Source organism: Tianxiuia mixotrophica (assembly GCF_050596425.1).
Lineage (GTDB): Bacteria > Bacillota > Clostridia > Peptostreptococcales > Acidaminobacteraceae.
This window is the reverse complement of sequence record NZ_CP192292.1, coordinates 471236-483768: the sequence shown is the minus strand read 5'-3', so window position 1 is coordinate 483768 and position 12533 is coordinate 471236. Positions and strand designations below refer to the sequence as shown.

Annotated in this window: 12 protein-coding genes; 3 read left to right on the top strand and 9 right to left on the bottom strand. The window is 41.5% G+C overall.

What is annotated here, in order from left to right; all coding sequences use genetic code 11:
- The first annotated feature begins 158 nt into the window (after positions 1–158).
- Positions 159–2261, top strand: a complete 2103-nt coding sequence (locus ACQ4KW_RS02285) for an ATP-dependent helicase (RefSeq protein ID WP_430884919.1) — start codon at positions 159–161, stop codon at positions 2259–2261.
- A gap of 88 nt (positions 2262–2349) precedes the next feature.
- Here ACQ4KW_RS02285 and ACQ4KW_RS02280 read toward each other — a convergent pair whose 3' ends face one another.
- The 5 genes from ACQ4KW_RS02280 to ACQ4KW_RS02260 all read right to left on the bottom strand — a co-directional run bounded on the left by ACQ4KW_RS02280 (position 2350) and on the right by ACQ4KW_RS02260 (position 7023).
- A complete protein-coding gene (locus ACQ4KW_RS02280) occupies positions 2350–3339 on the bottom strand; it encodes a YeiH family protein (protein WP_430884918.1) in 990 nt (329 codons plus the stop codon).
- Between the two features lie 275 nt (positions 3340–3614).
- Positions 3615–4247: a RecX family transcriptional regulator gene (locus ACQ4KW_RS02275; RefSeq protein WP_430884917.1), complete on the bottom strand. Its 633-nt coding sequence runs from the start codon at positions 4245–4247 to the stop codon at positions 3615–3617.
- Between the two features lie 4 nt (positions 4248–4251).
- Positions 4252–5457, bottom strand: coding sequence for an RtcB family protein (locus ACQ4KW_RS02270; RefSeq protein ID WP_430884916.1), 1206 nt, complete (start codon positions 5455–5457; stop codon positions 4252–4254).
- Positions 5458–5539: 82 nt separating this feature from the next.
- Positions 5540–6304: a hypothetical protein gene (locus tag ACQ4KW_RS02265; RefSeq protein ID WP_430884915.1), complete on the bottom strand. Its 765-nt coding sequence runs from the start codon at positions 6302–6304 to the stop codon at positions 5540–5542.
- Positions 6305–6669: 365 nt separating this feature from the next.
- Positions 6670–7023, bottom strand: coding sequence for a GIY-YIG nuclease family protein (locus ACQ4KW_RS02260; RefSeq protein WP_430884914.1), 354 nt, complete (start codon positions 7021–7023; stop codon positions 6670–6672).
- A gap of 60 nt (positions 7024–7083) precedes the next feature.
- On the opposite strand from ACQ4KW_RS02260, the gene ACQ4KW_RS02255 reads away from it, so the two are divergent.
- Entirely contained in the window at positions 7084–7707 is a 624-nt protein-coding gene (locus ACQ4KW_RS02255) for a TraX family protein (protein ID WP_430884913.1), read from the top strand.
- A gap of 9 nt (positions 7708–7716) precedes the next feature.
- Here ACQ4KW_RS02255 and ACQ4KW_RS02250 read toward each other — a convergent pair whose 3' ends face one another.
- From ACQ4KW_RS02250 to ACQ4KW_RS02235, 4 genes are all read right to left on the bottom strand, one after another.
- Positions 7717–9126 carry a dienelactone hydrolase family protein gene (locus ACQ4KW_RS02250; RefSeq protein WP_430884912.1) on the bottom strand — a complete coding sequence of 470 codons (1410 nt, stop codon included), beginning with the start codon at positions 9124–9126 and terminating at the stop codon, positions 7717–7719.
- Between the two features lie 4 nt (positions 9127–9130).
- On the bottom strand, positions 9131–9865 hold the full coding sequence (gene nfsA, locus ACQ4KW_RS02245; protein ID WP_430884911.1) for an oxygen-insensitive NADPH nitroreductase: 735 nt from the start codon (positions 9863–9865) through the stop codon (positions 9131–9133).
- A 326-nt stretch (positions 9866–10191) separates the two neighbouring features.
- Entirely contained in the window at positions 10192–10632 is a 441-nt protein-coding gene (locus ACQ4KW_RS02240; RefSeq protein ID WP_430884910.1) for a GNAT family N-acetyltransferase, read from the bottom strand.
- A 202-nt stretch (positions 10633–10834) separates the two neighbouring features.
- Complete coding sequence (locus tag ACQ4KW_RS02235) at positions 10835–11701, bottom strand: radical SAM protein (RefSeq protein ID WP_430884909.1); 867 nt, start codon at positions 11699–11701, stop codon at positions 10835–10837.
- Positions 11702–11772: 71 nt separating this feature from the next.
- On the opposite strand from ACQ4KW_RS02235, the gene ACQ4KW_RS02230 reads away from it, so the two are divergent.
- The gene (locus tag ACQ4KW_RS02230) at positions 11773–12516 is read left to right on the top strand and encodes a helix-turn-helix domain-containing protein (protein WP_430884908.1); all 744 of its coding nucleotides are present in this window, start codon (positions 11773–11775) and stop codon (positions 12514–12516) included.
- Positions 12517–12533: the final 17 nt, after the last annotated feature.

Sequence of the window (12533 nt, the reverse complement as noted above, 5' to 3'; positions counted from 1 at the left end):
TCCTTTAAGCGAATGAAATAAAGAGACTATTTTTATTAACATATGTTTATATGGCTTGAAATTTTCCAGAAATATACTTTAAACAAGACGCTTTATTTTACATTTTTTTACATCTGTTTTCTTGACAGTCGTGGTATACTCTATAAACGGAGGAGATTATGGCATTTATAGATCAAGTGAAGGAAAAAACAAATTTATTACTTAGTGAAGAACAGGCAACCGCTGCTATGCACGGGCCTGGACCCGCTCTCACTCTCGCCGTACCCGGCAGCGGTAAGACAACTCTGCTTCTTTGTCGCACCGTTTATCTCATTGAAAAAATGAATGTGCCTGCTGAAAAAATTCTTACTGTGACCTTTTCTAAAGCTGCTGCTCTTGATATGAATGCTCGTTATCAAGACATTTTCTTTAGACACTACCCTTACAGAATTAACTTCTCAACCATTCATAGGTTTGCTTATGGCATAGTAAAAGCTTACGGCAAACATTTTAATAAAGAATACCAACTTATCGAAGACAGCGGTGGCAAAATTTCAAAACGCCTCCTGCTCTCAGGCATATACAAGAAATACACATCAGAGTTTCTCACCGATGACAAGTTCGAAGAATTATCAAGTGGCATCGGATATACAAAAAATATGATGCTCAGTCCAGATAATGCGAGTAAGTACGGCATAACCATGCCTCGCTTTGCAGAAATGTTTAAGGCTTATGAGGCAGAAAAGGACACTAAAAATCTAATTGATTTTGATGACATGCTCACTATGGCCTATCAAATATTGAAACAACACCATAAAACTAGGGCCTATTATCAAAAGAAGTTTCCCTATGTTCAGGTCGATGAAACTCAAGATACATCCCTTATTCAGCACGAAATCATTAAACTCATTGCAGGCGATCAGAAAAACATTTTTATGGTTGCAGATGACGACCAGAGCATTTATGGATTCAGAGGCGCATACCCTGAGTACCTTCTCAATTTCAATAAAATCTACCCCAGTGGCAAGATTTATTATCTGTCAAAAAACTACCGATGCTCGCACGAAATCGTGTCAACCTGCGCCCATATTATACGTCACAATGAACACCGGTACGAAAAGAAAATGCAGTCTGGCAAACCCACTGGCAACCCAGTTAAACATAAGGTTTTTGACACCATCGAGGACCGAAACAACTATATTGTGGATTATGAAAAAAATGGCACAACAGCCGTCCTATACAGAAACAACATATCTGCCCTTTCCATCGTGGACGCTCTTGATCGGAAGGGAAAAAGCTTCACCATCCGTGACCCTGGTCACAGCCTATTAAGACACTGGCTCGTTAAAGACATTTACGCCTTTATGAACTTGGCCCTTGTCCCTCAAGATGTTGAGGCTTTTGAACGCATCTGCTTTAAAATGAATGGCTATATATCCAGGGAGGGCCTCAAGTATGTCAAGGCCAATTTAAGGAACAGAAAAGTCTTTGAAGTGCTCCTCAGCATACCGACCATAAAACCCATACAGAGAAACACTTGGGGCGGTCTTGCGGATCGATTTGACAGCTTACCTCACCTAGCCCCTCACTTGGCTATAAATTTCATTGAGACCGAGCTGGGCTATTTAGAATACCTTGAGGAAAATTCAAAGAGACTGGGCTACCATTTTGAAAACCTTAGAAATTTGCTTACGGTTTTAAAAACAGTGGCACGGCATACAAGTTCTATTGTAGACTTTATGGATAGAATCAAGTCCTTGACCACGGTTATGAAAGAAGCGTCAAGAACCACATCTGACCTGCGTCTATCAACCATTCATGCATCCAAGGGGCTCGAGTACGACAATGTCTTCATAATTGATGTGGATGACGGCGTCTTTCCATCAAAAAAATCCACAGAACAGTCAACAAAAGGGGATATTCATGGCATTGAAGAAGAACGCAGACTCTTTTACGTGGCCATGAGCCGGGCCAAGACCAACCTAGAAATTCTTGCTCCAAAATTCAGGAGTGGAAAATACGTCAAACCCTCTGTTTTCATTGAGGAGGTTAAGGAAACTGGTCAACTGTACGAAACCAACGAATCCCCCGGAAAAACTGACACCCTCATAGACTCAAACACCTTTAAAGCCGGTGACTTAATATCCCACGAACGCTTTGGAACGGGACAAATTGAAGACATCAACGAGCACATTATCCGTATAGAGTTTGAGAGCGGCCTGAAGGAACTTTCCCTGCCAGTTTGCCTAGAACGTGGTTTTTTAAAACATGTGAAGGGATAATCCGCTCCTTAAAATCACTCAAAAATCACAAAAGCCTCCTAGACACTGACCTTTAACCAGTCAATCCAGGAGGCTTTTTTTTAGCAGCTTAAAACAGCACTGTCACAATCCCCAAACTTACAGCAGCAATCCCTGCAAACAGTCCTGCACCCATTACAAGGGCTTTTGCCCCTTTGGCACGCAGGCTGGCAAAGTTGACCATAAGACCCATGGCGATCATGGCCATTAAAATCAAATAGCTGCTGGTTTTCCCAAGAAGCTTGATTATATTTTCTGGCAGTAAGCCTGTAGAAGCCACAATCCCTGCAATGATAAAGTACAGAACATACATAGGAAAAGCTGCCCGCTTCTTTTCACCACTATTTTTGCCACCATCGGCAAAAATCGAACCCAGTATTACAGACATTGGCACGAGCATTAAAACCCTCTCCATCTTGATGAAGGTTCCCATTTCCCCTGCTACATCCCCTCTGGCAAAGGCTGCCGCTAGGGCATGGGCCACGCCCTGAAGGGATAGACCAGACCACAGTCCGTACTGAATATCCGTTAATGGCGAAACTGCGGCAAAGGCAGAATATACAAGGACACCCACGGCACCAAGCAAGCTGACAACACCGACAGCTATAATGGCATCATCATCTTCAGCATTAATGGTTGGCGCCATAGCCACGATGGCAGAAGCCCCGCATATGGAACTGCCCACACCAATTAGAACCGCTAATTTCTTGCCAATTCCCATTTTACGGCCTAGAAATGTGGCTGTTACTAAGACCAGTGGCACAAACGCAACCACAACCAGTGACATTTTAGGCCCAAGTTCTATAAGGGCTTGAAAATTAAGTTTAAAACCTAGTAATACAATTCCTATTTTCAAAAGTTTTTTTAATGAAAATTGAATCCCTGACTTTAAGGTGTCCCGAACACCCACGGTGTTGGAATAAACCATGCCGAGTATAATGCCAATGGTCAGGGCTTCAAGCTTAACCCAAGTGGAAAGGTATCCATCAAGAGCCTTTGACAAAAATGCGATTACAAAAACCACGGCCAGACCCGGCAAATGCTTCTTAAAATTTTTCATTCTTATGCCTCCACTACTGTCTTTATTGAATAAATAACCGAATGACATTTTATGTATCATAAAATGTTTCACTTAAAATCTGCCTCTTTTATCATGCCCAGTATACATGAAGTCAGTGGATATTATAACATGTCTACCAAAGTATTTAGGTTACGAAATAGTTATTCTTGAATACTTTACTACAAAAGAAAAGGATATTTTCTCTTTTCCCATTCTGCGGATTTTGAGAAGAATATCCCTTTATAATTTCTTGACCTTGTTCAGTTGTCTCAAACCTAGGACCTATCAAACACACCCAGCTCTTTAATAATGCGGTTTACCACATCATAGGAATAGCCTTTTCTTAGGAGTTGCCCTTGAATTCTTGTCGCTGCTTTTCTTGGATCAATGTCTGAGCACTGGGCATATTTCTTACGAGCCATATTTAGGGCTGTTTCATAGCCAGCATCCACATCGAGCATTTCATCCAGTGCTCTTTGAGCAATATGCTCCGGTATGCCCCTCTTTTTCAGCTCTAGGAATATCCTTTTGCGCCCATAACGCTGTTGTCTTGTGTCAACAAACTCTTCTGCATATCTTTCATCATCTAAAAAGGCCATTTCTATGAGTTTATCAATGGCTTCTTCAACTTGATCAGGCGTATGTTCAAGACTGATTAATTTATCTCGAACCTCTTTACTTGTTCGTTGCTTATAACTAATATGTTTTATCCCAGCCAGAACAGCCTTTTTCACGCTCTCGTCATGAATAAGAGCTTCCAGTTCATCCTTTTCAAGGGTCATACCTTTGCGTAACCCATGCGTGACAAGCACGTCAACATGAACACCAAAGGCAAAGTCCCCATCTAAAAATATGGAGTACCTATCCTTGTTTTTCTTCTGCGTTTCGATTTTTGTTATAGTTGCCAACACACTACCCCTTTACAACCAGTCTTGTGCGAAGAGACCGCACAATTTCAGCCAAATCCCTTTGCTGTTTCATCACTTCTTGAATGTCTTTATAGGCAAATCTCGCTTCATCGGTCAGCACACTTTGCCTTGGTGCACCAACATGTATGCCCTTATCTAAGAGATCCTTTATAACATCATCTTTCTTAAAGGCTTTTATCGCCGCTTTACGACTCATATGTCGACCTGCTCCGTGGGAACAGGACTTGAAACTTTCTTCATTGCCCAGCCCCCTAACTATATATGAAGGGTTTCCCATTGCACCTGGAATAATGCCGAGCATATCTTTTTCTGCCCGTATAGCCCCCTTGCGGTGAACCCAGACATCCTCTCCATAATGTCTTTCAAAGGAAGCATAGTTGTGATGTGCATTTATGGTTTCACCAAAAGTCACATCCTCAAACATTTCTGCTACGATGGCCTTGACCTTTTCCATCATAACCCGCCTGTTCTCGCGGGCAAATTCAAGGGCCAGGGTCATCCACGCCAAATAGTCACGACCAGCTTCTGAGTCTGCTGGCAAATAGGCCAGTTGGTGTCTAACCGCTATTTTACCGCCATGTTTTTTGCAATATGACTTGGCTTTTTCATTAAAATATTTTGCCACCTTGTATCCAAAATTTCGGCTCCCAGAATGGATCATTATACCAAGTTCATCATTTTCATCAGCCTGTATTTCAATAAAATGATTCCCACCGCCAAGCGTTCCGATTTGATACCAAGAGGCTTCTATCTCAGGATACAAATGTCCAATTTTACTATAGTCATAGTCCGTTTCACTCAAAAATTTTTCTAAGACTTGACTCGATTGTTTTTCCTTGTGATGGGCAAATCCCAAGGGGATTTCATCCATAATTCGCTTAATAATCTCTTTTGACTTGTCTTCTGTTAATTTTTCAAGGGCAATATTTGTGTGGGTGAAAACCATACCACAGCCTATATCAACACCAACCGCATTGGGAATCACATAGTCTTTTATGGCCACAACACCACCAATAGGCATGCCATACCCCTGATGTGTGTCAGGCATGAGGGCCACCCATTTATGAATGAAATCAAGGGTGCTCAGATTCTTAGCTTGATGGAGGCAACCATGTTCCAGATCCTCCACTTTTCCAACCCAGGCCTTAATCGGCACTTGCTGACTTGTTTTATCATAAATTTCTAGCATGTTGTCACCTCCATACCAACACATCAAATAATTATTAAAGAACCCGTCGCAGATATACCTTCGACGGGTTCACAGTTCTAGTTTATCTGCCTAGACGCATATTTTTAACTTCTATTTCGAACCAGTCCAGTTTCATATAATGACCGGTGTGCCATCCATAAGAATGCATAAAGACACGAATACTCGGTCGTGTTATTGGCATGCCAGCCACCCGGTATTCCTTGCCTCCTAGTTTGTATACAATCTGATTGGTCCTTGTATCAAAGACAAGTTCCTCTTCTATCCAGTCATCGAATGTTGGTTCAACAACAGCATAGGCATTATCTGTTTTCCAGGTTGGTCCCATAACTCTAAAAATATCCCGTCCTGGTCGTTCAGACTCTTCATTGTAGCTGTGGACATACTCCACCAAAGCCACGCCATCACCAATACTTCTTCCCCAATTGTTCTCAAGAACAACGGGTTTGAGCTGCTCATCTGATGTCTGTACAATGGCCATACCCCCTGTGAAATTATCATTGGCATAATGCATTTTCACACGACGTTTAATAGATATGACATCCCCTTCCTCAATTGGAATAGGTCGTGACAGCAAAAAAGGACCTCTGTCTGTCTCAGTGATTTCAGCGGTTAATATATCATTTTTAATTGACACCTTATCATACGCTGTAAACATAGTTTGCCATTCACCAATATACCAGAAGTCTCGGTCAATGCCCTTGAAATCATCCCTAAAGGAATATCCCTCTGGTGCAGAGTCAGCTTCGACAAACTGGAAATAATAGAATGTGCCCACAAGTGCTATGAAAAGGATCAGTACGATCAGCCTTCTAAAGAATACCGACACGTTACCGCCCTCCTTGCCCTATTTCAGTTTAAGTTTTTTAACCCGATTCGCCCCATGTCATGATTTTACACAGGTGCATATACACTTCATGAAGCCAGTGTGAACACTATGGGTTTACGTGTAACAACATGGCAAAGTGATTATACTTAACACTTCACATAAAGAATAATCTACAAATAAAAGCCTGCTGTAACAATTGTTAAAAATGATGAAACAACCATGATACCTACAATCGTCAAGGCAATGATTTTTTTTGTGCTTTGTCGCATATATACCCTCCAAATAGCTTTATGAACGCATTTTGTGAAAACTCTCCTTTTTTTGTCTGTTTATGACATTTTTCGACAGTTTTCGCAGAGCATTCCCTAATAATTCACATCTTTTATAGTCCAACATTTTATATCTTGACTCGATTTTTCCCTATATAAGCTTGATAGCTGATCGGGATTCGAGATCAATTTATTTTTTTTGATCCGGCTCAGTTTTTTTATGAAAGCTTCTATCCTAAGGGCATTGCCCTTTGTTCCTTCCACTTCCCATGCTTGCTTTAAGACCACTGGTCGTCTAATTTTCGCCATGGTATACTTGCATTTTTTACTGCCGGCCTGATGTTCTTCAAGTCGTCTGTGCACGTTCGTTGTATAGCCCGTATATAATGTATCGTCAGCGCAGTGCAGTATATACACAAAAGATTTATTTTTTTCTTTTTCTGTGGTCATGGCGTGTCCTCTCAAACTTATGCTACTATGGTATTATAACATATCTGATGGAGGTAAATTGTGAATAGAAAAGGGGATTTCTTAAAATTTTTAGCCATGTTGACCATGCTGATTGACCATATTGGCTATATGTTTTTCCCGTCACAAATGCTGTGGCGCATAATTGGACGACTGTCATTTCCCATATTTGCCTTTCTCATCGCCAGGGGCTACCGTTACACATCGAGCAAAGTAAAGTATGCCGGCAGACTTTTTATTTTCGGACTCATATCACAAATTCCATATATATATTTTGTGCCTGGTAAACTCAATATTATGTTCACCCTATTCATTGGGCTGATTATTATTGAGCTTTTCGAATCCAAGTTCAAGGTCTTATCATTTGGTCTTCTGGCAATTGGTCACTTTTTTCCTGTTTCGTATGGGGTTTACGGTTTAATGATGATTCTTATTTTCCATATGACTTATGGAGATGAAAATAAAACCATGTTGTCTTATTTCCTACTTAGTTTTTGGGCTTATATATCCACCAAAAACAACATCCAGGCCATGAGTGTCTTTGCCTTATTTCCCATACTCCTTGACCCTGTTACAAAAATAAAAGTGCCGCGTATGGTCGGATATTTATTCTACCCAGGACATATCACAGCACTTCTTCTCATTCAGCATTACAACTTCCTATAGTCCATACCTTTATTTCATGTAAACCGCTTCAGCCCTAGTCGATTCATATTTTTTGATGACATCGCCTATGGCTGTTTTTGTATTTTTGCCCTTCAAATAATAGGCTAGAAAGGCGGAAGTCAACTCATTTTGAATTTGGTGGGCTTCCTTGCCATTGGGACCACACAGCCTTAAAAACTCACTTAAAGGTGACAATTTGCTCAGGAAAGTGAAGTCCGTGTGCTTGGTCCCATCAAGGGTTATAAGCCAACGGTCATCTGTTGACGAGGAAAAGAGCATATTTAAATTGGCCTCATTGAAGCCCCCACGCCAAGCCTCACTTTTAAGATGCATATAAGGCACATGCACACCCGAAAGAATTTCACTAGGCTTAGCCGGTTCCACCCAGGCGTCTAAACCAATCACGGCCTTGACATTGTCCCTCTTCATTGATGAAAGGACTGCTGCACCGCCACCAGTAGAATGTCCAATTAGCGCCAGTCTTGAAAGATCCATTTTTCCAGATAAAATGCTATTATATCCGGTCTGATTCATGTCATATAAAAGATCAATTGTCTCATCAATATCACCACGGTATGTGTTGACAAGTGCTGACGCATAAACTAGAAAGTCATCATCTTCACTTCTTTCAGGCAAGGCCGCAGGGTTGAGAAACCGAACTTGACCTGTGTCCATTTTTGTACCGACAGTCCCGTAGGTGTGATCAATGCTAACAACTATATACCCCTCTGATGCCAATTGTTCTGCCGTATCACTATGGATATTCTTAAACCCCTTCCATCCATGGGATAAAATCACCACAGGATACATGTTTTCAAGCTCACTCACCCCTACATCATACCAAGCATTTGATTTCAACTGACTCAAATAATCTGTTAGGGGTCTAGGCACTCCAAATGTCTTAGACAGTCCCTGCTCAACAACCTCACTGTTTTCAATCATAGGGGCTCTTCTTGAGCCCGTTCGGTCTGCAGGATAATAAAACTGAATATTGAAGGCGCGCGCCGTATCATACTTTTTGCCGTAGAGTTCCCTGCGTATATCACTTGTGTAAGTCATACTCGCCGTCCCCACTTTATAGGGGCCACTGACCATGTACAGCCGTCCCACAGGAAAAACCGCGGAAAACAGTATAGATATCAAAGTCACAATCAATCCCAGTCGTTTGAGACCCTTATAGCCCAGCCTAAAATCTGATGCTTTCACAATGAGAACAAGGGCCACCAAAACCAGTAGGATATAAAACACATATAAAAATGTCATCTGCCAGCGAAATCCAGCACTCAGATGGTGTGCTACAGGCACTAGGCAAGATAGGGCCAGCATAATTATCAGGTGTTTCTGAAACACAACCAAGACCTGTTTATGTATCAGAAGCAAGACTGGCAGTATAAATAAAACCACATCATATATGACCATATTTTCACCTTTGAGCAAATTTCTTCTTATTCAGATAATCCAGCATATGAGGTCGGGTTTCCTTGCCCAGCTTTTGGGACATCTGCTCTGTCCAAGTGTGGTCTAGCCTCCCTTTTGTCCGCTGTATATAATATTCTTTTACATGGGCGTCATAAGCCTCTAGTATATGTTCATCCGGTTCCTGATACTCGTCTTCAAAAAAGACAAGGGACTGAGGGAGTCTTGGCTTCCTATCCGGATCCTGATCTGGCCAGCCAAGGCATAAGCCAAACACTGGGTAAACGCGATCTGGTAAGTTCAGCAGCTCACTCATTTTGTCCGGATCATTTCTAATGCCACCAACGTAAACGCCTCCAAGACCTAAACTTTCAGCAGCAACAAGAACATTTTGAGCCACGAGGGCCGCATCCACGGATGCTATAAGCATGAGTTCGATAAACCCATCCTCCATAGGTGTGTCATGTATATCGCAAGCCTTTTTTAACCGGTTTAGATCTGCACAAAAGACCAAGAATTCTGGTGCTGTTCGAACATTTTTTTGATCTCCCGATAAAAGAGCCATGGCTTCTCGTTTTTCAGGATTTTTCACACGAATCACAGAGTAAGCTTGAACATAACTCGATGTTGATGCCCACTGGCCTGACTCAATGAGGGTCTGTAAAACTGCTTGGTCAATAGGTTTATCCTTATATTTTCGAATGGATCTGTGACTCTTTAGCAAATCAATTGTCTGGTTCATGGTCGCTTCCTCACTTTCATCTCTTCTTCGACCCGTTTTCTAATATTTTATCAGATTGTACTGGGTCCAGTGCTTTCAAAATTGCAGATTCACACCTTGGTCATATTATATTATAGAATTTTTGATTCTTAAATAGCCTGTCCTATTGGCATGATTGAGTCCTAAGATATAATCGGATCTAAAAAAATATATGACTATCATAGCAGGCACACAAAATTTTGAAAGGAGACCTTTCAGCCTCCTTTTCTAGTCCTAATTATTATGCGTCTAAGCTCTTAGACTTATTAGGTTATTCAGTATATTTTTCTACCTTTTTATACTCTCAATTACAACTCAATATCCAGTTCTACCCATTCTTCTGATTCATCCACCACTGAGAATCCAACCCTTTCATAGACCTTTATAGCATGAACATCTCCAGGTTTTAAAAGGGTTTTAATGGTTTCTTTGCCGTAATCGTAATGTTCTAGAACAAACTCCATACACGCTGAGATAAACTCACAGCCAAGCCCCTGTCCCATGAATTCTGGAACCAGCGCACAGCCAATTTCCATCACCCCTTCTTCGTCAAAGGTGCATTCAATAAATCCAAGCAGCTCTCCGGAATCTGTTTTTACGATGAAAAAGTCAAATTCACCTGAAAGCAACATATCATCAAGTTCTGTTTCGTTGCCTTCAGCGTCATAGCAGGCATATCCATCGGATTCTTTCCAGCTCACTATTGCATCGGCATATTCTTCTGATATGGGATCAAATAAGAAATCCATTTCCCTGCCTCCTTTTTTGATTGAACAGATCATTTTACAATCATCTGTGATCTAATCTATTCCACTTTCAAACCAAATTATTCATACACCCCATGCCCAGTCTTTAAATCACTTGAACCTAGGAGAATAATGCCGGTTTAAATTTGTTAGGATGCTATTTTGATACCCATCCAATTTTATAATAAAACAGTTTGAATAAAGACTATAATCGCCTATACCCTTCCGGCTTATATCCTGCATGTTCTAGAGCATGATCAATTTGAGCAATGGCCTTGTCCTTTTCCCTTGGAAGTTGGGCGCTTAAATTGACATAATTGGATGCATGATTGCTCCTAAATGCGCAGTTGGTCACTGCCATATTTTCAAGCATCAACCTGGTTTCACGAAGAATCTCATCTGGTTTCAAAAGGGTAAACGTCCCATTATCTATCCACTGGGTCACTGGTGTCTCATCGCTTAACACGAGGGTGAGCAGGCCAACATAATCCGGATCCATTTGGCTTAAAACTTTGCCGGTTTCCACGGCATGCGTCTTCCATCTGGATTTTCCACCCAGTCCGGAAATCACCGTCACCGACAATTTTATGCCTGACCTCTTCACAAGTCTAGCTGCTGAGATCATGGCCTGTGACCGGTCGCCCTTACACATTCGTTTTAGGACCTCATCGTCACCGGATTCAAGACCCAGGTATATAATGCCTAGCCCCTTTTCTTTCAGGCTTAAAAGCGCCTCAAGTCCTTTTTCATTAACATCACTTGCCGTTGCATAAATTCCCACACGCCTGCAGTCCGGGAAGGTCTCTCTAACCGCATCAAGAACCCTCTCAAGCTTTTTTTCATCCATGGCGAGTGCATCTCCATCTGCAATAAAAACACGGTCTGGGCGGTAACCTGAGGCCTTGGCCATCTGGATGTCTTCTATAATTTCATTTTCTTGTCTTTCACGAAAGTCTTTTTCAAAATACATGTCACAAAATGCACATGTGTTATGCTTACACCCTATTGTTGCTTGTAAAATATAACTTCTCGCCTCACTGGGTGGGCGAAATATCCTGCCTTCATATCTCATATTTTCACCTCGAATGAAATTATATCATGTATACTAATCATATAGAATGTCATACCCACGGGAGGTTCCTTTTGAAATTTATTAACGACACCAACCTGATTCAAAATTACATAAAAAAATACAAACTAGACAGCTGGTTTGATAAGCTCGAACCCAATGATATGAAAATAATCCGCTATAACCGCGGTGAATACCTGGCCCGAAGCGGTGAACCACTAGACCACTTCATGTTCTTTGTAAGAGGACGTGCAAAGATATACACAGTCATGGAAAATGGTAAGTCCTATCTGCTAAGCTTTTATGAACCCATGCAGGTCATAGGGGATGTGGAGCTTATGAATGATCCTAAAATGGGCTGCAACTGTCACGTGGAAGCCCTCGTCGAGTGCGATTGTCTGGCCATCCCTATGGAGCTTATGGTCGATAAGTTTTTTGAAGATACATCCTTTTTAAGGGCTGTTGGCAAAAGCCTTGCTATAAAAACATACCAGGAGTCCATGGCAAGTTCCGTCAACCTGCTGTATACCCTCGAAAGTCGGCTGGCAGCCTATATTCTTGCCCTTGCCATAGACAAGGTCGAGGTTATTCTTGATGAATCTTACGCCGACATGGCTGATCTTCTTGGAACGAGTTACCGACACCTAGCCCGTGTTCTGAACAAGTTTGTTGAGGAGGGGCTGATCGAAAAAAACAGAAAATCTATCTTCATACAAGATTACGACGGCCTAAAAAACTACGCTGGCGAACTCATACTCTTCCGCGAGCAAAATAGGATTTCTTTTAGTGACCTAACTGGGTCAAATGGTCAAAAATAAATCTCTATAAAACCACA